A 19,700-nucleotide genomic window follows, 5' to 3' on the forward strand; every position below is an offset into this window, starting at 1 on the left:
CCATGTCCTTCAGGCGGCGGCGGCAAAGCTGGTGACGTCGACGATACGGTCGGCAATCAAATGGCGGATTTCGTCGTCATGGACAATGGCGACCATGGCAACACCCTGGCGTTTCTTTTCAGCGACCAGTTCGACCACCACAGCGCGGTTGGCGGCATCGAGCGAGGCGGTAGGCTCGTCGAGCAGCAGGATCGGCAGGTCCGAGATGAAGCCGCGCGCGATGTTGACGCGCTGCTGCTCGCCGCCGGAGAAGGTCGCGGGCGGAAGCTGCCACAGCCGCTCCGGGATGTTGAGACGATGCAGCAACTCGCCGGCGCGGGCCTGCGCATCGGCGCGGGCCATGCCGTTCACGATCAGGGGCTCGGCGACGACGTCGATGGTTGCAACCCGCGGCACCGCTCGCAGGAACTGGCTGACATAGCCGATGGTGGCACGGCGGACGTTGAGCACCTGGCGCGGCTCGGCGCTGGCGAGATCGATCAGCGCGCCGCGATGGCGGATGCCGATGCGGCCGCTATCGCAGCGGTAATTGCCGAAGATCATCTTCAGGATCGACGACTTGCCGGCACCCGATGGCCCCGAGAGCACGACGCACTCGCCGGGATTGACCTGGAAGGTCACGCCGCGCACGACCGGCAGCTCGATGCCGCCCTGCAGGTGCATCGTGAAGGTCTTGTTGGCATCGGCGATGTCGATCATGGCGGTCATTGCAATGCTCATATCGAAAGGCTCATGGCGGCAGAATCGAGGAGACAAGGAGCTGGGTATAGGGCTCGCGGGGATCGTCGAGCACCTGGTCGGTGAGACCGGTCTCGATGACGCGTCCGCCCTTCATCACCATCACGCGATGCGACAAGAGGCGCGCGACCGCGAGATCGTGGGTGACGATGATGACGGCGAGGTTCAGCTCGGCGACGAGGCTGCGCAGGAGGTCGAGCAGGCGGGCCTGCACCGACACATCGAGTCCGCCGGTCGGCTCGTCCATGAACACCAGCCGCGGCTCGGTGACGAGGTTGCGCGCGATTTGGAGCCGCTGGCGCATGCCGCCGGAATAGGTGCGCGGCGCATCATCGATGCGCGCTGTGTCGATCTCGACGCGGGTCAGCCAGTCGGACGCGGTGTCGCGAATGCGGCCGTAGTGGTTCCAGCCCACCGCCATCAACCGCTCGCCGACATTGGCGCCGGCCGAGACAGCCATGCGCAGGCCCTGCGCCGGATCCTGGTGAACGAAACCCCAATCGGTGCGAAACAGGAAACGCCGCTCGGCCTCGCCGAGCGTGGCGAGATCGCGCGCGACACCGTCGCGCATTCGGTAGGAGACGTGGCCGGCACTGGCGGCGAGCTGACCCGACAGCAGCTGCAGCAGCGTCGACTTGCCCGAGCCGGATTCGCCGACGATCGCCAGCACCTCGCCGGGATAGAGCGAGAACGAGACGTCGCGGCACGCGGCGATGCGGCCGAAGGACTTGCCGAGCGATGTCGCGACCAGCAGCGGCTCGTCGTTCTCGTGCAGGTCTGGATCAGCCATTCGACGCCTCCTGCGCCTTCTCCTTGTAGGGCGCAGCGCTAAGGCTGCCGCGATGGCCGGCGGCCTGACGGCCCTCGCAATAATCGGTGTCCGAGCAGACGAACATGCGCCCGCCCTTGTCGTCGGTGACGATCTCGTCGAGGTAGGAATTTTCGGCCGCACACAGCGCGCAGGGCGCGTTGAAGCGATAGGGCTCGAACGGGTGATCCTCGAAATCGAGCGACACCACTTGCGTATAGGGCGGAATCGCGTAGATGCGCTTCTCGCGGCCGGCGCCGAACAATTGCAGCGCCGGGCAATTGTCCATCTTGGGATTGTCGAATTTCGGCGTCGGCGAGGGATCCATCACGTAGCGCGCATTGACCTTGACCGGATAGGCATAGGCGGTCGCGATGTGGCCGAAGCGGGCGATGTCCTCATAGAGCTTCACATGCATCAGGCCGTATTCGGCGAGCGCATGCATGCGCCGCGTCTCGGTCTCGCGCGGCTCGAGGAAGCGCAGCGGCTCAGGGATCGGCACTTGGTAGACCAGCACCTGGTTTTCGCCGAGCGCTGCCTCGGGGATGCGGTGACGGGTCTGGATCACGGTCGCCTCTTCCGTCGCCGTGGTGGTGGCGACCCCGGCGGTCTTGGCGAAGAATTTGCGGATCGAGATCGCGTTGGTGGTGTCGTCGGAGCCCTGGTCGATCACCTTCAGCACGTCGGAAGGACCGAGGATCGCCGCCGTGACCTGCACGCCGCCGGTGCCCCAGCCATAGGGCATCGGCATCTCGCGGCTGGCGAACGGCACCTGATAGCCGGGGATCGCGATCGCCTTGAGGATCGCCCGGCGGATCATCCGCTTGGTCTGCTCGTCGAGATAGGCGAAATTATAGGCCGGCGCGTTCATTCCGCGGCCTCCTTCATGGCATCGGGCGTCTGGGCATCGGCAAATTCTTTCCGCAGCTTGCGCAGCAGGCCGAGCTCGGACTGGAAGTCGACATAATGCGGCAGCTTGAGATGCTCGACGAAGCCGGTCGCCTGGACGTTGTCCGAATGCGACATGACGAACTCTTCGTCCTGCGCGGGTGCACGCACCTCCTCGCCGAGCTCGCGGGCACGCAGCGCGCGGTCGACCAGTGCCATCGACATGGTCTTGCGCTCGCTCTGGCCGAAGGCGAGGCCATAGCCGCGGGTGAAGCACGGCGCTTCGGTCGCCGAGCCCTTGAACTGGTTGACCATCTGGCACTCGGTCAGCTCGATCGCGCCGAGCGGCACGGCGAAGCCGGCGTCTTCCGCCAAAAATTCCACCTCGACCTCGCCGAAGCGGATCTCGCCGGCGAAGGGATGGTTGCGGCCATAGCCGCGCTGGGTGGAATAGCCCATCGCCAGCAGGAATCCTTCGTCGCCGCGCGCGAGGTTTTGCAGGCGCAGATCGCGATCGGCCGGAAAATTCAGCGGCTCGCGGGTGAGATCGCCGACGCCGGCGCCGTCCTCGGCCTGCGGCGAGGATTCGATCAGCCCGTCGCGGCCGAGAATGTCGGTCACGCGCGGCGTCGGCGCGGTGGAGGCTTCCGCCGTGGCCGGAGCCTCCGGCGCAAATCCTTGCGCGAGCGAGGGATCGAGCAGGCGGTGGGTGTAGTCGAAGGTCGGACCTAAGATCTGGCCGCCGGGAATGTCCTTGAAGGTCGAGGACACCCGCCGCTGCACGCGCATCGCGCCGGTATCGACCGGCTCGCTGGCGCCGAAACGCGGCAGCGTGGCGCGGAAGGCGCGGACCAGGAAGATCGCCTCGATCAGATCGCCGCGTGCCTGCTTGATCGCGAGCGCCGCGAGCTCGCGGTCGTAGAGCGAGCCTTCGCTCATGACGCGGTCCACGGCAAGGCCGAGCTGCTCCGAGATCTGGTCGAGCGAAACCTCCGCAACGTCCTGGTCGCCGCGCCGCTTATGGGCGAGCAGGCGATGGGCGTTCTCGATGGCGCGTTCGCCGCCTTTGACTGCGACATACATGCTTCAGCTTCCCTTGCTCACGACGCGAATGGTGCGGGGGATCGCGACCACCGAGTCATCGGCGACCAGCACCAAGTCGATGCCGCGCGGAAACAGCGGCTCGTTGAACCGCAGGCGCTCGAACAGATCGAACGGCTTGATCGAAGCCTGCAACGTCGCGGCGCCGTCGATGCCGGGACCGCGCAGCTCGAAGCTGCGGCCTGCGTCGAGGCTCTCGACCTGGAGGATGACCGTGGTCGAGCGATCCGGATATTCGCTGGTGCCGAGCGCGAATCGCTCGAGCGGAGGAAGCACCGCGCCGTCACTGATCAGTGCAAAACTCGCGATGGAAGAATCCTGCACCACCGGCGCACCGGTGTGGAATTTCAGCCATTTCACGACGTCCAGACTCTCAGCCATCCGCGCATCGAGCCAGAGCGGCGTATCGTGATCGAACAGCGTCAGCGCGATCGCGGCGGTGCCGCGCATCATCGTTTCGGGCGCCCCCGCTCCCGGCACGATGCGCTGGACCGAGCCGGGCCGCGCCATCGCGTCCATGACGGAGCGAAAGGTCGATTGCGCCGACAGCACCTTGTCGGCGAACCCCGGCGGCAATTCCGCAATCGTGGTCATGATCTCACCCCTCACCGCGCACCATGGTGTAGAAATCAACCTTCGTCGCAGCGGTCTCGGCCGCTTCCTGCTGGCGCCTGACCATGAGCTGCTCCCGCAACGGCGCGATCACGTCGCGCTCCACGGCGCCGCCGAAATCACGGGATTGCACCAGCGCATCGCACAGCGCGATCAGCCGCGCCTTTTCACCGTCGCGCCCGAGCGTGTAGCCGAAGCCGACCTCGCCGCTCGCAAGCCGCACCGCTGCGCGCGACACCGTAGCTTCGCCGAGATTGAAGGGCGCGCCGTCACCGCCGACCCGGCCGCGCAGCATGACGAGGCCGTTTTCGGGCGCGCGCAGGTCCTGATGGGCCGGCAGGGCCAAATCCAGGGCCAAGTCGCGGAGACGGGCGGCGATCTCGCCCGCCTCCGCGTGCGCCAGCACGGCCATCGCGGCCTTGCGCTGGGCTTGCTGGTTGTTGTGCTGGGTCACCCGATCCACCGAACCTTTTGACAGAACTTGCCGCGCCGAAGTTGTCTATGATAATAGACAACTTCATACGGGAGCGCCATGACTGTTTCGTGACAAGAGCGTGATTTCTGGGCTAGGCTGACCGGCGATATGAGCATGCAAGACACCGCATCGTCCGGCGTTGCGCTGTGGCGCCTCGTTGCCGACGGCATCGAGCGCGGCATCGCCGACGGCCGCTTTGCGGCCGGCGACAAATTGCCGGGCGAGATGGAGATCGCCGAAAGCTATCGCGTGAACCGCCACACCGTGCGACGCGCACTGGCGGCCCTCGCCGAGCGCGGCCTCGTGCGCGCCGAGCGCGGCAGCGGAACCTATGTCGAGGCGCAGAAGCTCGCCTATCCTCTGCGCTCGCGCACCCGTTTCTCGGAGATCGTCGGCGCCGGCGGCCGCGAGCCGCGTGGCCAGCTGATCGAGGCCTCCGACGATGTCGCGACCCGCGAGCTGGCGCGCGAGCTGGGCCTGAAGGCCGGCGCGCCGCTGGTGCGGATCGAGGCGATCCGCCTCGCGGATCGCACGCCGATCTGCGTCTCCACCACCTGGCTCTCGGCCGAGCTGTTTCCGAATGCGGGGGCCGTCTTCGCAGCGACGCGATCGATGACGAAACTGCTGGCGCATTATGGCGTGCGCGACTATCGCCGCGGCGCAACCCGGATCACCGCCGGCATCGTGGACGCCACCGACGCGGCACGGCTGGATGTCGCGCTGGGACGCCCGATCCTGGTGGTGGACGCGACCGACCACGATCTCCAGGGCAAGCCGCTGATGACGAAGCACTCGCGGTTTGCAGCCGAGCGAGTCGAGTTTCTGGTGGAGAACGGGTGACGTGACCGCTTCTTCCCCTCTCCCCTTGTGGGAGAGGGTGGCTCGCCGCAATTGCGGCGAGACGGGTGAGGGGTTCTCTCCGCGAGCGAATCTCTCGCGCCGAACTTGCGGAGACAGACCCCTCATCCGGCGCTTCGCGCCACCTTCTCCCACAAAGGGGGAGAAAGGAAAAAACTCAGGCCACCGCCCTACGCCCGATGATCGCAAAGCGCAGCTTGCCGGAGATGAAATCGATCGCGGCGACGGCAACCAAAATCATCAGGATCAGGAACGACACTTTCTGCCATTCCAGCACGCGGATCTGCTCGGCGAGCTGGAGGCCGATACCGCCGGCGCCGACGATGCCGATGATGGTGGCCGAGCGCGTGTTGGATTCGATGAAATACAGCACCTGGCCGGCGATGACAGGCAGCACCTGCGGCAGCAGGCCGAAGCGGATCTCGTGCAGCGGGCTGCCGCCGGAGGCGCGGATGCCCTCGACCTGCTTCTGGTCGGCGCCTTCGATCGCCTCCGAGAACAGCTTGCCGAACGCTCCGAAATCCGACACGGCGATGGCGAGCACGCCGGCGAACGGGCCGAGCCCGACGACGTTGATCCACACCAGCGCCCAGATCAGCGTGTCGACGCCGCGGATCGAGTCGAGAAAGCGACGGACCGGAAAGCGCAGGATGTTCGACGGCACCACGTTGCGCGCGGCCAGCAGGCTGACCGGCAACGCGAAGATTGCGGCGAGCGTCGTCCCCAGCAGCGCGATCGACAGCGTCTCGCCGAGCGCTTTCAGATAGATCGGCAGCGAGGAGCCGGGATCAGGCGGGATCATCATCAACGTGATCCAGCCGAGCTGGCTGAGGCCCGCGAAGAATCGCGACGGCGAGAAGTCGAGATCGACGAGGCCGTAAACGAGTACCGCAAAGGCCGCGACGATCATCGCGGGTATGGCGAGCCGCGCCGAGGCGGGCCGGTCGAACACATCAGGATAGCGCGCGCGAAGCGCCCGCGGATCGACCTCGTGCGGCGTCACGTCCGCGCCTCCTTGCCGAACAGGCGGCCGCGCAGCCAGCTGGTGGTGATGTCGATGATGAAAACCGCGATGATGATGGTGAGCAGGATGGCGCTGACGTCCGAATAATAGAATTTGCGGATGGCTACGACGAGCTCCTGGCCGATGCCGCCGGCACCGACGAACCCCATGACGGAGGCTTCGCGGACGTTGATCTCGAAGCGCAGCAGTGCGTAGCTGGCATAGCCCGCCGTCACCTGCGGCACCACCGCGAAGCGCATGCAGGACAGCCAGCTGGCGCCGGTGGAGCGGATGCCCTCGACCGGCTTCATGTCGGCGTTCTCGACGATCTCCGAGAACAGCTTTCCGAGCGCGCCGGTCGAATGGATCGCGATCGCGAGCACGCCGGCCATCGGACCGAGCCCGAAGGCGATCACGAACACCAGCGCGAAGACGATGCCGGGAACGGTGCGGGCGAATTCGAGCAGGCGCCGGACGACGAAGCGCAGCCAGGGCGCGGGCGAGGTGTTCTCGGCCGCGAAGAAATTGAGGCAAAATGCGACAGTCGCGCCGATCAGCGTGCCGACATAGGAGATCAGCAGGGTCTCGCCCAGCATCTTCAGCCATTTGCGCCAGCCCCACAGCCACTCGCCGACATCGGTCCAGACGCGCTGGCCGCTGTCGAGCGTGAGGATGCGATCGAAATAGCTGACGAAATTGCCGAAATACGTGAACAGCGTGCGCAGATTCACTTCCGCGCCGATCGCGGCGAGAACCAGCGCCGCACCGAAGATCACGATTCCCAGCAGCAGGCGGAGCCGCTTGCGCCCGACCGCCCGGCGATAGGCGGCGTCGAGCACGGCGAGCTGCTGGGCGGGGAGGATCGAAACCGCTGTCGTCATCGGCTTGAGATGGTCCCGTCGAAGAAAGAGCCGGGTCCAGGGACCCGGCTCAGGTGCGTTGTCCCGATACTCAGGACGCCTTCTTCTTACGCAGCGCGTCGACGAACTTGATCAGCTCGATCGTGCCATCCCAGTCCTTGGTGGTGGCGTGGTTGAACCCCTTCTTCTGGCCGTCCTGGAGGCGATCGAACGCCGCCTTGTCCTTCGCCGGCGCGTCGAAAAAGGCCTTCGCGATGGCCGCCTTGGCGTCATCAGGCAGGTCGGAATTGTAGGCGTAGGGACCGTTGATGATCGGCGCCGACTTGTGGATGATCCGGAAGTCGTCCTTCTTCATCGCCGAGCCGTCGGCATTCTTCAGCATGCCCTTGGTCAACATCTGCGCCAGCGTCGAATCGTCGTCGGTGGTCCACTGGTTGGCCGCGACGTCGACCGTTCCTTGCGACAAGGCCAGCATCGCGTTCTCGTGGCTGCCGGTGAAGACGACCTTGCTGAAATAGCCCTCGGCATCGTGGATGCCCATCTTGTCGAGCTCGAAGCGCGGCACGTTGTTGCCGGAGGTCGAGTTGGGATCGACGAGGCCGATGTTCTTGCCCTTGAGGTCGTCGATCTTCTTGTAGGCGCTGCTCGCCTTGACGAAGAACACCGAATAGTAGCCGGTGGAGCCGTCAGCGTTGATGTCGTTGGCGAAGGCGTCGGTCTTGACGCCGGTCAGGCGGGCACGCGCGAACGAGGCCGAGCCGTAGCTGGCGATGTGGATGTTGCCGGCGCGCTGGCCTTCGATCACCGCGGCATAGTCATTGGCGATGCGCAGCGTGACCTTCACGCCCAGCTCCTTCGAAAGGTAGCTCATGAACGGCGCCCAGCGCTCGGTGACGCCGGAAGCGTTCTCGGCCGGGACGACGGCGAAGGTCAGCTCGGGATATTTTGCCTTCCAGTCGTCGGCGGAGGCGGAGGCCGTGAACGCAAGCGCGGCGGCGCCGGCGAGAACCAGTCTGCGAGTGAACATGTTACCCTCTTCATCGGTTGGGGTCGGTTGACGCAAAGATTTGCAACTAAACGAATGGATCAGGCGGCCGCGGCCGTTCCGAGCGCGGGCACGCCAGCGGGCGCTGGCACGGGCATCGCGCCCATGACGTCGGCGGCTTCGAGATCGTAGAGCTCACGGGCGACGTGGTCGGTCAGCGCGGACGGCGCGCCGTCGAACACCACGCGCCCCTGCGCCATGCCGATCAGGCGGTCGCAATAGCTGCGCGCCAGATCGAGCGAATGCAGGTTGCAGAGCACCGTGATGCCGAAATGCTTGTTGATGCGCAGCAGCGCATCCATCACGATCTTGGTGTTGCGCGGATCGAGCGAGGCGATCGGCTCGTCTGCAAGGATGATGTCGGGCTGCTGTACCAGCGCACGGGCGATCGCGACGCGCTGCTGCTGCCCCCCGGAGAGCTGGTCGGCGCGCTGCGCGGCGAGTGAAGCGATGTCGAACTGCTCGAGCGCCGACATAGCCAGCGCCTTGTCCTGCTCCGGCCAGGTTTGCGACAACGAGCGCCAGGCCGGCATCGTCGCAAGCCGCCCCATCAGGACATTGGTGAGGACATCGAGCCGGCCGACCAGGTTGAACTGCTGGAAGATCATCGCCGAGCGCGCCCGCCATTGCCGCAGCTCCTTGCCGCGCAGCGCGGTGACGTCGATGCCGTCGAACAAGATCCGTCCCTCGGTCGGCGTCACCAGGCGGTTGATGCTCCGCAGCAGAGTCGACTTGCCGGCGCCGGACCGTCCGATCACACCGACGAAGCCGCCGGGGGAGATTTGAAACGAGGCGTCGTCCACCGCGGCTTTCGCGCCGAAGCGACACGTCAGACCATCCACCACCAGCATGCAAGGCTCCAGATTAGCTGGGGCCCACCGCTAACGCCGGCGCTTAACACTTGTGTGACAGATGCGTTGCGATGCGGCGATCCTACACACCTCATCCCCTGTCATCGCCGCGTCATGACACCGTCATCAAGCCGATCGAAGAGGAACGCCCGCCTCGCATTTCGGATTCACCATGGCCGCCAAAGCGCTTTCGGTCCTGCCGACCATCGATCCCTCGGCCAAGCTGCACGAGACCCGGCTCGGCGCCTACACCGAGGTCGGCGCGCGCACGATCCTGCAGGAGGTGGCGATGGGCGATTACTCCTATGTCGTGAACGACGCCCAGATCACCTACACCACCATCGGAAAGTTCTGCTCGATCGCGGCAATGACGCGGATCAATCCCGGCAATCATCCGATGCACCGCGCGACGCAGGCGCATTTCACCTATCGGTCCAGCGCCTATTTCGAAGGCGAGAGCGACGATGCCGATTTCTTCGACTGGCGGCGGCAGCATCACGTTCATATCGGCCACGATGTCTGGATCGGCCACGGCGCGATCGTGCTGCCGGGCCGCGACGTCGGCACCGGCGCGGTGATCGCGGCCGGCGCTGTCGTGACCAAGGACGTTCCGGCCTACACCATCGTCGCCGGCAATCCGGCCCGCATCGTGCGGCGGCGGTTCTCCGAGGACGTCGCCGGAAGGCTCGCGCGGCTCGCCTGGTGGGACTGGGATCACGACAAATTGCGTGAAGCGCTGCCCGATTTCCGCAAGCTCGGGATTGAAGATTTCCTCTCGACGTATGAAGCACAGGCAGCTTCCCCTGCAAGCAAGCAAAGCGCGGTCGCGTGACAGACATTTTCCTTGAAGGCGGCCGGGCCCTGGTCGGCACTGAAATCGTCGAAACGTCATTGGCGGTGTCCGGGCAGGACATCGCAGAAGTGGGCGCCTCGCGCGGCCGGACCCGGCTGGCGATCGACGCCCGGGGCCTGCTGGTGCTGCCCGGCATCGTCGACCTTCACGGCGATGCCTTCGAGCGCCAGATGATGCCGCGCGCCGGCGTCGACTTCCCGATCGACGTCGCGCTCGCCGACAGCGACCGCCAGGCGATCAGCAACGGCATCACCACCGTATTTCACGCCACGACCTGTTCGTGGGAGCCGGGCCTGCGCAGCAGCGACAATGCGCGCGGGCTGATGGAGGCGATCGAGCGGCAGCGCCCGCAATTCGCCGCCGACACCCGCTTCCATCTCAGGCACGAAACCTACAATCTCGAGGCCGAGACCGAGATCGCACAATGGCTCAGCGAGGGTCGTGTCGACCTGTTCGCCTTCAACGACCACATGGACGGCACGGTCGCCGACATGGCCAAGCCGCGCAAGCGCAACCGCATGGTGGAGCGCACCGGGCTGTCGGGCGAAGAATTCGACCGGCTGGTCGAGCGCGTGGTCTCGCGTGCCGACGAGGTGCCCGCTTCGGTGTCGCGGCTGGCCGCCACGGCCCGCGCGGCCGAGGTGCGGATGCTCTCGCACGATGACGCGACGCCGGCGATGCGCCGGGAGTTTCGCGAGCTCGGCGCCGACATCGCGGAGTTTCCGATCAACGAGGAAACGGCGCAGGCGGCGGCGAGCCATGGCGACGCCATCGTCTATGGCGCGCCGAACGTCGTGCGCGGCGGCAGCCACACCGGCTGGACCAGGGCCTCCGACATGATCGCCAAGGGGCTCTGCTCGGTGCTGGCCTCTGACTATTATTATCCCGCGCAGCTGCTCGCCGCGTTCCGGCTCGCTGCCGATGGCGTGCTGCCGCTGACGAAAGCCTGGGATCTGATCTCGGCCGGGCCCGCACGCGCGACCGGCCTTGTCGATCGCGGTGTGCTCGCCGAAGGCCGCCGCGCAGATATCCTGCTGGTCGACGACGGCGTGCCGCTGCGGCCGCGGCTGATCGCGGTGATCTCGGGCGGCAAGCTCGTGCATCTCACCGATGCGACACGGCTGCTCACCGCGGCAGCGACGCCGCGCGAGGCTGTCGTTGCGGCGTAAATTGGTTATGCTGAGGCAATGACAGGTTTTCCCCGCTACGCGATCTATTTTGCCGCCGGCAGCGACAGCGCCCTCTCCCGCTTCGGCGCCGAGTTGCTTGGCTATGATGCCTATACCGGCAGCGAACTGGGCTTTCCCGCGGACGCAGTGCGCGTCGCCCCGGACTGGCGCGACGTCAGCGCCGATCCCCGCAAATACGGCTTTCACGGCACGCTGAAGGCGCCGATGGCGCTGGCATCAGGCAAGACCGAGGCCGAGTTGATGAACGCATGCGCGGCATTCGCCGGCAAGGCGCGGCCCCTCCCCCTGATCCGGCCGGTCGTCGATTCCATCAGCGGCTTCATCGCCGTCATTCCGGCCGAGCCGGTCGATGCGCTGCAGCAGCTCGCCGCCGATTGCGTCCGCGAATTCGATTCGTTTCGCGCCGAGCTGACGGCCGAGGACCGCGCACGGCGCAGACCCGACAAGCTGAGCGAACGGCAGCGCGACCATCTCGACCGCTGGGGCTACCCTTACGTGATGGAAGAGTTCCGCTTCCACATGACGCTGACCGGGCGGTTGGATGCGGAACGGCGCGGGCCGATCCTGGAGATGCTGGGAGCGCGGTTTGCGACTCTCGAAATCGAGACGCTCGAAATCGACCGCATCGCGTTGTTCAAGCAGGATGATGCGAAGGCAAGATTCCGCATCATCGGCGAATGGGTCTTGGCGCGTTAGCCGAGATCTCCCGGCAGGCTCCGTCATTGCGAGCGCAGCGTAGGAATCCAGAGTCTTTCCGCGGAGTCAGTCTGGATTGCTTCGTCGCAAGGGCTCCTTGCAATGACGGTGGAGAGGCTTACTTCCCCCACCTGAGTGCCAGCGCATCGCGCTCTTTCGCCAGCTCCAGCAATCCCGCCCTTGCCGCCGGATGCAGCGGCTGCAGCGGGTGGCGCACGGCGTCCGATTTGATCACGCCGCCGGCCTGCATCATGACCTTGCAGGCGATCAGGCCGCATTGACGGTTCTCGTAATTGATCAACGGCAGCCAGCGTTCATAGGCGGCCTTCGCCTTCTCGCGGTCACCGGCGAAATAGGGATCGACGATCTGGCGGATGCCGTCGGGATAGCCGCCGCCGGTCATCGCGCCGGTGGCGCCGGCGTCGAGATCGGCGAGCAGCGTGATCGCCTCCTCGCCGTCCCACGGGCCCTCGATGTCCTTGCCGCCCGCCTCGATCAGGCTGCGCAGCTTGGCCGCGGCGAAGGGCACCTCGATCTTGAAGTAGCGAATGTTGGAGAAGTCGTGCGCCAGCCGCGCCAGCAGCTCGACCGACAGCGGCGTGCCGGCCACCGGTGCGTCTTGGATCATGATCGGAATGTCGATCGCGCCCGAGAGCACCTTGAAGAATTCGACGATGCCTTTCTCGGGCACGCGGAAAGTGGCGCCGTGATAGGGCGGCATCACCATCACCATGGCCGCGCCCGCCGCTTCGGCCTGCTTGCTGCGCGCGGCGCAGACGGCCGAGCTGAAATGGGTGGTGGTGACGATCACGGGAACCCGGCCCGCGACATGCTCCAGCACCGCATGCATCACGGTCTCGCGCTCGGCATCGGTGAGCACGAACTGCTCGGAGAAATTGGCGAGGATGCAGATGCCGTTCGAGCCGGCGTCGAGCATGAAATCGATGCAGCGGCGCTGGCCCTCGAGATCGAGCTCGCCGCGCTCGTCGAAGATGGTGGGCGCGACCGGAAACACGCCGCGATAGGGGCGCTGGGCCTTGTGTGGGGTGACCGGCATCGAATTCTCCATCCCTGATGTCTTACGTCTGTCGCCGCAAATGTGATGCTGCGGCACAGATGTACCCGCCGAGCGGATCGGCGGCAATGCCGAACGCACGACGTCAGGATGGAAGAATGAGGCGGAACTACGCGGTCTTCACCGCGCCCAGGAAGCCCTCGACCGCGACGCGGAGACGATCGGCGTCGGCCGACATTTTCTTGACGGATTCCGACAACACCGTGCCGGCGTTGCCGGTCTCCTGGTTGAGCCTTGCAACGCTGCCGATGGTGTCGGTGACCTCGCGGGTGCCTTGCGCGGCCTGCTGGAAGTTGCGCGAGATCTCGGTGGTCGCGGCGCGCTGCTGCTCGACGGCGGCGGCAATCGCCGTCATCTTCTCGTCGATTCCGCCGATAGCGCCGCCGATCGAACGGATGGCTGCGACCGCCTGGCCCGTCGCGCCCTGGATCTCCGCGACCTGACGCGAGATCTCTTCCGTCGCGGTCGCGGTCTGGGAGGCGAGGCTCTTGACCTCGCCGGCAACCACGGCGAAACCGCGGCCGGCCTCGCCCGCACGCGCGGCCTCGATGGTGGCGTTCAAGGCCAGAAGGTTGGTCTGGCCGGCGATGGCGTTGATCATCTTCACGACCTCACCGATGCGGCTTGCGGTCTGGTCGAGGATCTCGACCGTCGCGTTGGTCTGCTCGGCCTGCGATACGGCTTCACGGGCCTCGCGGGCGCTGGCCTGCACCTGCGCGGAAATCTCGCCGACGGACGCGGAGAGTTCTTCGGTCGCCGCCGCGATGGTCTCCAGGTTGTTGGTGGCCTGCTCGGCGGCGGAGGAGACGGCGGCGGTCTGGCTGCTCGATTGCGACACCAGCGAGCGCACGCCGGTCGCGGTGGCATCGAGCTCCCGCGTCGAGGCCGCAACGCTCTGGATCACCGCCTGAACCGTATCGTCGAAGCTGCGGCATGCGGAATCGACGGTGCCGGAGCGGGCGAGCTGCAGCGCCTGCTGCGATTGGCGCTCATGGCCCAGACGCTCGGCGGTCGCCGCGCTCTCGCGCAGGCTTTCGAGCGCGGCGGCCATGGTGCCGAACTCGTCAGGATGCCGGGATTGCGGCACCGGCGTCGCATAATCGTGCGCGCTGATGCGGGCGATGGCGTCGAGGATGGCGCGCACCGGGCGCATCAGGCGAGTGCGTACCACGAACACGCCGGCCAAAGTCACGGCCAGGGCGAGCAGGAACGCGAGCGACTGCACGATGAGATTGGTGAGGGCCTTGGCCTGAACCATCTCGGCACGCGCGATCGACTGGTCGAGCGCCTTGTTGGCGACCGCGACGATGGACGTGAAGGGCGACTGACACAGCGCGTTCCATTCGGAGGCGGGCATCGCCGGTTTACCGCTGCCGTCGAAGTTCTTGCCGAGCTCGCCGATCTGCTTGAGGGCCGCGTCGGTTTTGCCCCGTGCTTCCTTCGCCGCGTTGGTCAGATCCGACGTCACGTCGGGCGCGGCGAGCAGTTCCTCCATCCCCGTCCATCCGGCGGTGACGATGCCGTTCCAGCTTGCCACGGTCTGCTTCTGGGACTCGTCGAGCGGCTTGCTGGCATTGACGTTCGGACGCAGGGTCGAGCATTGGATGCCGTAGCGGTCGCGCACCTGCCAGGCGAGGCGGCGGACCTGAATCATGCGCGCGATGAAGGGATCGTTCATCCAGGCGCGGTTGGACACGGCGGTCGAGGCGAGATTCGCCGTGTCGATCACCTTGGTGACGGAATCGTACCAGACGCCAGTGCGCTCCATCTTGCGCTCGGCACGCGGCAGCTTCGCCTCGTCGTAGAACAGCTGGAACTTCGGCGCGGCCTCGCTCCAGCGCTGCTTGAGGGTGCCGGCAAGCTCGTCGCGCCGGGCAAATTCGACGGTGGAGAGCGCCGCGACAATGGCCTCATAGCCCGCCTGTTCGGCCTTCTCCGCCGCCTCCAGCTTGGGCCGGGCGTTGTCCTCGCCGAGCAGCGCGCTCTGGGCGTCGCCGCGATTGGTGCGCAGCGCAAGCACGCCCTGGAAGATAGCCTTGTCGGCAGCCGCGAGCCGCTCGGTCTCCAGACTGTCACTGTAGCGACCGAGGGCGCCGAACATCTGGATCGCCGTGCTGGTCAAGGCACCGATGGCCAGAAGCGCCATCAAGCCCAGCAGGAGCTTGCTTACCGATTTCTTAAGAATTGACATGGGCCAAGGGACCTACTCTTCACGAGTGGCCACCTTGTACCGTCACATGCCAAAAGTCCGTTAAGCTTGTGTCAAATGTTAATCGCCGCCCCTCGGGCCGCCATTTTATCCAACCTTGGTGAAATCGGGCGGACGGCGCTCGGCAAAGGCCGTGAACGCCTCGCGCGCCTCGGCGGTGCGCAGGCGCTGGGCGAACTGCTCGCCTTCGGCCTGCATCTGCGTGACCAGCACCTCGCCGTTGCGCATCAGGCGCTTGGTGGCGGTGAGAGCGCCGGCCGGCTGGCGTGCCAGGCGCTGGGCGAGCGCGAGCGCCTCGGCATCGAGCTTGTCGAGCCGGACCACGCGGTTGGCGAGGCCCCAGTGCAGCGCGGCCTGCGCCGGCACCGTTTCGCCGAGCGCGAACATCTCATAGGCACGGGCATGGCCGATGCGCGCAGGCATCAGCAGGCTGGACGCCGCTTCCGGCACCAGCGCGAGGCTGACGAAGGGTGTCGACAACTGCGCGTTGTCGGCGAGCACCACGAGGTCGCAATGCAGCAGCATCGTGGTGCCGACGCCGACGGCGCGGCCCTGCACCGCCGCGACCAGCGGCCGGGTGCAGCGCGCCAGAGACTGGATGAAGCGGACGACATTGCGGCTGCCTTCGGACTTGCCGGCCGCGACCGCGGCGAATTCGCCGACGTCGTTGCCGGCGGTGAACATGTCGCCCTCGCCGCGGATCAGGATCACGCGGGCTGATACGTCGCTCTCGGCGGCTTCGATGGCGTCGGCGAGCTTGCCGTACATCGCATCGGTCAGCGCGTTCTTCTTGTCGGGCCGCGCCAGCGTGAGGGTGAGGATTCCACTATTGGTCTCGATCCGGACATGCTCGGTCATTGATCTGCTCCTTGGTCTGAATGTCGTGTTTCTGAAGATCTTGGAAACTTGTCCTGAATGCTCGTCAGCCAGCGCGCGACGATGTCGATCTCGGCCGCCGTAAATCCCTCCGTCAGCGCCGCGTTAACCTGCTCTGCGCCGGCTTTCGCCTGCGCCAGCGCGGTGCGTCCCTTCGGCGTCAGAAAGATGCGCCAGGCGCGTCCGTCTTCGCGATCGACCCGTCGCTCGATCAGCTTCGCAGCCTCCGTGCGGTCGACGAGGCCGGAAATGCCGGCCGGACCCATGTCGAGCGCCGCGCCCGCCTCGCCCATCAGGACACCGTCCTGCTTGCCGAGGATGAACAGCAGTCCCGCTTGTGCCGGCGTCACCTCGTTGTCCGGGCGCGCCGCCATCCAGCGCTGCAGGCGGCGCTGTGCGACGTTGAGCAGGTAAATCAGCCGATGATGCCGCGCGCCAGCCGTTTTATTTCGCATGCGAAATATTTAGCCGGGCGCGAGGTGGTTGTCAAACGAACCGTTTGACTACGGCGCGCAGGTGAAGCTCGCCGCCTCCGTCACCGGTCCCGACTTGTAGTGCGGCCAGGCCGGCCATCGGCACAGCGGCAGTGCTCGGGTCACTGCGAAGGACGGCGCCTCGACTTTCTGCTCGCTGACTTCGAGATCGCCGGGCGCCTTGCCCTTCTCGACCCAGTCGACCAGCACGCTGAGCATGTCGACATTGGCCGGCGCGCCGGAGCCGACATGGTCGACGCCGGGTGCGGTGTAGAGCCGCGCGAATTCGGTCGTCTCGGCCTTGCCCAGCTTGCGCTCGACGCTCTCGAAATAGCGGATGCCGGCATAGGGGCTCTGGGCATAATCGGCCATGTGCTCGAGCATGATCAGCCGGCCGCCGTGCGCGCGGAAGCGGCTGAGATCGGGATCGGTCGAATCCATCAGCTTCGACACTTCGAGCAGCCGCGCCTTGTGCTCCTCCACCTTGTAGGTGGTGACGTCGAGCTTGGGATCGCGCGCGAACACATATTGGATGCCGCCGGCGCCGTAGATCCAGGCGATGCCGTTGTTGGGCGCGGGCGGCTGGGCCGGCGGCGCGGTGCCGAGCCACCACGCGGTCCAGCCGCCGGTCGGCCCGATCGCCGGCGTGTCCTCGCCCGAGACGCCCCAACCCGGATAATCGTCGAGACCATTGGCGAGCACGAACGGGAATTTGTAAGGTCCGTGCAAGGTCTCGATCGCCTTGATCTGCGCATCGGTGAGACACTGATCGCCTGTCTTTCCGTCCGCGCAGCGTAACGTTTCGGCCTTGAAGGCGGCCTTGCAGCCGACGGGATCCTGCACCAGCGCATCGTCGGAGCCGTCGGCCTTGTCGCACGCCGCCCGCACGGCCTCGCCGACGAGCTTCACCTGCGCCGGGTTGATCCAGCCTGCGCCCATGGTGACGAGACCCGAGCGCGTGCCGGCGTGCTGCAGGCCGACCCAGTTGATCACGGGCACGCGGGCGAAGATGCCGTCGAAATCGTCGGGGTAACGCTGTGCCATGGTGAGGCCTTCGCGGCCGCCCTCGGACGAGCCCATGAAGTACATCTTGTCAGGCTTCTTGCCGTAAGCGCGCTCCATCAGCCCGACAGCCGCGTCGCGCACCCGCTTGTAGGCGCGATGGGCAAAGTTCTCGAACGCCTCGTCATTGAGCGCAAAGACCTGCGGCAGCTCGCCTTGCTTGGTCTCATGGCCCGAATCCGTGCCGTAGGTGACGAAGCCGCGCGCCAGCGGCGACGGCTTGTCGAACGGATAGGCTGGCGGCAGCGCAAGGCCGGTGATCAGCACGCCGTTGAATCCGCCGCCGCCATATTGCAGCGAGCGCCCGTTCCACTCGACGGGAAGGTTGACCTGAAACTTGATCGGCGGCGCCTTGGGGTCGACGGGGTCGATATGGCCGAGCACCTTGCAGAAGGCGGGACTGGCCGGCGTGACGCGCCCCGACGGCGTCGGCCCGCGTTCGGCAATAGCGAGCGGCGACGGTGCTTGCAGCGTTGCGGAATCGATCTTCGCGGCGTCAGTGCCGCCGTTGAGGCCCTTGCAGACTGTTTCTGCATTCTCCGCCAGGGTGGCGGCGACCACTGCGTTCGCGCTCAGGGCGGCCGCAGCGCCCACGAGCCATGCGCACAGCTTCGCTGTTGTGAGCGTCATCGTTTCCACCCCTTGTGTCTTATTCAGTCTACCAGAGGCCGCATTCAATGCGACCTCCGGGCAGCCGTCAATGGACGTTAGTGCTCGAACACCAGCCGCGCGCCGACCGTGCCGTCGAGGCTGCGGATCTGCTGGAGCAGCGCGGCGGAATCCTGGCCACCGAGATCGGCATCGAGCACGACGTAGCCGAGATCGCCTGCCGTCTCCAGATATTGCGCGGCGATGTTGATGTCGCGCTGCAGGAAGACCTCGTTGAGCCTGCGCAGCATGCCGGGCACGTTGCGATGGACGTGACTGAAGCGCGCGCCGGAAGGCCGCAGATGCAGCTGCACCTCCGGAAAATTCACCGCGCCCATGGTCGAGCCCGTGATGAAATAGTCGACCAGTTTTCGCGCGACTTCCCCACCGATACGCTCCTGGGCCTCTTCGGTGGAGCCGCCGATATGCGGGGTTAGGATGACGTTCTCGAGGCCCTGCACCGGGCTCTTGAAGCGGTCCGCGTTCGAGGACGGCTCGACCGGAAACACGTCGATGGCGGCGCCGGCGAGGTGACCGTCGCGCAGGGCACGCGCCAGCGCGTCGAGATCGACCACGGTCCCGCGGCTGTTGTTGATCAGGAACGAGCCCGGCTTCATCGCCCGCAGCTCCTTCTCGCCGATCATGCCCGCGGTCTCCGGCGTCTCCGGCACGTGCAGGCTGACGACATCGCTCTGCGCCAGCAGCTCGTCCAGCCGCTCGACCGGCTCGGTGTTGCCGTGGCGGAGCTTGTCGGTGCGGTCGAAATAGATCACGCGCATGCCGATCGCTTCCGCCAGCGTCGAGAGCTGCGAGCCGATATTGCCGTAGCCGACGATGCCGAGGGTGCGGCCTCGCACCTCGCGGCTGCCGGTCGCCGACTTGTCCCAGCCGCCGTCGTGGGCCGACACCGAGCGCGGGAATATGCGACGCAGCAGCATCACGATCTCGCCGATCACGAGCTCGGCGACGCTGCGCGTGTTGGAGAACGGCGCGTTGAACACGGGAATGCCGCGCTTGCGCGCGGCCGCAAGGTCGACCTGGTTGGTGCCGACGCTGAAGCAGCCGACCGCGAGCAGCCCGTCGGCGGCGGCGAGCACCTCGTCGGTGATCTGGGTGCGCGAGCGGATGCCGAGCAGCGACACGCCTTTGAGCGCCTTGCGCAGATCCTCGCCGTCCAGCGCCTTGGTCAGCCGCTCGACATTGGCGAAGCCCGCACTCCTGAAAAGGTCGACAGCGCTATCATTGACGCCTTCGAGCAACAGTGCCTTCGCGCTCCGCTCAGGGCTTTGGCCTGGGGCTGACATGGTGTCTCCGTGGATCATGAGCTTTGGCTGAGCACATAGACCGCTGACGATGCACAGCACAATAGGGGTCGGATA

20 protein-coding genes are annotated in these 19,700 nt (G+C 66.2%); 4 read left to right on the forward strand and 16 right to left on the reverse strand.

The annotated features are described in order from the left end of the window. Window positions 1-9: 9 nt before the first annotated feature. From phnL to phnG, 6 genes are read right to left on the reverse strand one after another with little or no spacing between them, the layout of a single operon-like run. Entirely contained in the window at window positions 10-708 is a 699-nt protein-coding gene (gene phnL / locus XH83_RS32735) for a phosphonate C-P lyase system protein PhnL (RefSeq protein ID WP_194408470.1), read from the reverse strand. Between the two features lie 22 nt (window positions 709-730). Then, window positions 731-1,528, reverse strand: coding sequence for a phosphonate C-P lyase system protein PhnK (phnK, locus tag XH83_RS32740; protein WP_194404699.1), 798 nt, complete (start codon window positions 1,526-1,528; stop codon window positions 731-733). Then, the gene (locus XH83_RS32745) at window positions 1,521-2,417 is read right to left on the reverse strand and encodes an alpha-D-ribose 1-methylphosphonate 5-phosphate C-P-lyase PhnJ (protein WP_194404700.1); all 897 of its coding nucleotides are present in this window, start codon (window positions 2,415-2,417) and stop codon (window positions 1,521-1,523) included. Before XH83_RS32745 ends, phnK begins: the two co-directional genes overlap by 8 nt. Further along, window positions 2,414-3,517 (reverse strand): carbon-phosphorus lyase complex subunit PhnI, encoded by a 1,104-nt coding sequence (locus XH83_RS32750; protein WP_194404701.1) that lies wholly within the window; start codon window positions 3,515-3,517, stop codon window positions 2,414-2,416. Before XH83_RS32750 ends, XH83_RS32745 begins: the two co-directional genes overlap by 4 nt. Window positions 3,518-3,520: 3 nt before the next feature. Further along, complete coding sequence (phnH, locus tag XH83_RS32755; RefSeq protein ID WP_194404702.1) at window positions 3,521-4,129, reverse strand: phosphonate C-P lyase system protein PhnH; 609 nt, start codon at window positions 4,127-4,129, stop codon at window positions 3,521-3,523. A gap of 4 nt (window positions 4,130-4,133) precedes the next feature. Further along, window positions 4,134-4,610 (reverse strand): phosphonate C-P lyase system protein PhnG, encoded by a 477-nt coding sequence (gene phnG, locus XH83_RS32760; RefSeq protein ID WP_194404703.1) that lies wholly within the window; start codon window positions 4,608-4,610, stop codon window positions 4,134-4,136. A gap of 120 nt (window positions 4,611-4,730) precedes the next feature. Here phnG and phnF point away from each other — a divergent pair, with 120 nt between their 5' ends. Next, a complete protein-coding gene (gene phnF, locus XH83_RS32765; protein ID WP_194404704.1) occupies window positions 4,731-5,462 on the forward strand; it encodes a phosphonate metabolism transcriptional regulator PhnF in 732 nt (243 codons plus the stop codon). 175 nt (window positions 5,463-5,637) lie between these two features. On the opposite strand, the gene phnE (XH83_RS32770) is transcribed toward phnF, so the two are convergent. From phnE (XH83_RS32770) to phnC, 4 genes are all read right to left on the reverse strand, one after another. Continuing rightward, on the reverse strand, window positions 5,638-6,483 hold the full coding sequence (gene phnE / locus XH83_RS32770) for a phosphonate ABC transporter, permease protein PhnE (protein ID WP_194404705.1): 846 nt from the start codon (window positions 6,481-6,483) through the stop codon (window positions 5,638-5,640). Beyond that, on the reverse strand, window positions 6,480-7,364 hold the full coding sequence (gene phnE / locus XH83_RS32775) for a phosphonate ABC transporter, permease protein PhnE (protein ID WP_194404706.1): 885 nt from the start codon (window positions 7,362-7,364) through the stop codon (window positions 6,480-6,482). The genes phnE (XH83_RS32770) and phnE (XH83_RS32775) overlap by 4 nt, the downstream gene beginning before the upstream one ends. Before the next feature lie 70 nt (window positions 7,365-7,434). Continuing rightward, window positions 7,435-8,370: a phosphonate ABC transporter substrate-binding protein gene (gene phnD, locus XH83_RS32780; RefSeq protein WP_194404707.1), complete on the reverse strand. Its 936-nt coding sequence runs from the start codon at window positions 8,368-8,370 to the stop codon at window positions 7,435-7,437. Window positions 8,371-8,429: 59 nt separating this feature from the next. Continuing rightward, the gene (gene phnC / locus XH83_RS32785; protein ID WP_194404708.1) at window positions 8,430-9,239 is read right to left on the reverse strand and encodes a phosphonate ABC transporter ATP-binding protein; all 810 of its coding nucleotides are present in this window, start codon (window positions 9,237-9,239) and stop codon (window positions 8,430-8,432) included. Window positions 9,240-9,411: 172 nt separating this feature from the next. On the opposite strand from phnC, the gene XH83_RS32790 reads away from it, so the two are divergent. The 3 genes from XH83_RS32790 to XH83_RS32800 are packed head-to-tail and all read left to right on the forward strand — an operon-like array spanning window position 9,412 to window position 11,978. After that, window positions 9,412-10,071, forward strand: a complete 660-nt coding sequence (locus tag XH83_RS32790) for a chloramphenicol acetyltransferase (protein WP_194404709.1) — start codon at window positions 9,412-9,414, stop codon at window positions 10,069-10,071. Beyond that, entirely contained in the window at window positions 10,068-11,261 is a 1,194-nt protein-coding gene (locus XH83_RS32795; RefSeq protein WP_194404710.1) for an alpha-D-ribose 1-methylphosphonate 5-triphosphate diphosphatase, read from the forward strand. Before XH83_RS32790 ends, XH83_RS32795 begins: the two co-directional genes overlap by 4 nt. 18 nt (window positions 11,262-11,279) lie before the next feature. Continuing rightward, entirely contained in the window at window positions 11,280-11,978 is a 699-nt protein-coding gene (locus XH83_RS32800; RefSeq protein ID WP_194404711.1) for a DUF1045 domain-containing protein, read from the forward strand. A gap of 118 nt (window positions 11,979-12,096) precedes the next feature. Here XH83_RS32800 and XH83_RS32805 read toward each other — a convergent pair whose 3' ends face one another. The 6 genes from XH83_RS32805 to serA form a co-directional block, all read right to left on the reverse strand. Then, complete coding sequence (locus tag XH83_RS32805; protein ID WP_194404712.1) at window positions 12,097-13,035, reverse strand: dihydrodipicolinate synthase family protein; 939 nt, start codon at window positions 13,033-13,035, stop codon at window positions 12,097-12,099. A 127-nt stretch (window positions 13,036-13,162) separates the two neighbouring features. Beyond that, window positions 13,163-15,244, reverse strand: coding sequence for a methyl-accepting chemotaxis protein (locus tag XH83_RS32810; RefSeq protein ID WP_194404713.1), 2,082 nt, complete (start codon window positions 15,242-15,244; stop codon window positions 13,163-13,165). Between the two features lie 105 nt (window positions 15,245-15,349). Beyond that, complete coding sequence (locus XH83_RS32815) at window positions 15,350-16,120, reverse strand: enoyl-CoA hydratase (protein WP_194404714.1); 771 nt, start codon at window positions 16,118-16,120, stop codon at window positions 15,350-15,352. After that, entirely contained in the window at window positions 16,117-16,593 is a 477-nt protein-coding gene (locus tag XH83_RS32820; RefSeq protein ID WP_194404715.1) for a MarR family winged helix-turn-helix transcriptional regulator, read from the reverse strand. The genes XH83_RS32815 and XH83_RS32820 overlap by 4 nt, the downstream gene beginning before the upstream one ends. Window positions 16,594-16,641: 48 nt before the next feature. Next, window positions 16,642-18,303: a tannase/feruloyl esterase family alpha/beta hydrolase gene (locus tag XH83_RS32825; protein WP_194404716.1), complete on the reverse strand. Its 1,662-nt coding sequence runs from the start codon at window positions 18,301-18,303 to the stop codon at window positions 16,642-16,644. 77 nt (window positions 18,304-18,380) lie between these two features. Continuing rightward, the gene (gene serA, locus XH83_RS32830) at window positions 18,381-19,625 is read right to left on the reverse strand and encodes a phosphoglycerate dehydrogenase (RefSeq protein WP_194404717.1); all 1,245 of its coding nucleotides are present in this window, start codon (window positions 19,623-19,625) and stop codon (window positions 18,381-18,383) included. Window positions 19,626-19,700: the final 75 nt, after the last annotated feature.

It is taken from the genome of Bradyrhizobium sp. CCBAU 53351 (genome assembly GCF_015291745.1).
Classification (GTDB): domain Bacteria; phylum Pseudomonadota; class Alphaproteobacteria; order Rhizobiales; family Xanthobacteraceae; genus Bradyrhizobium.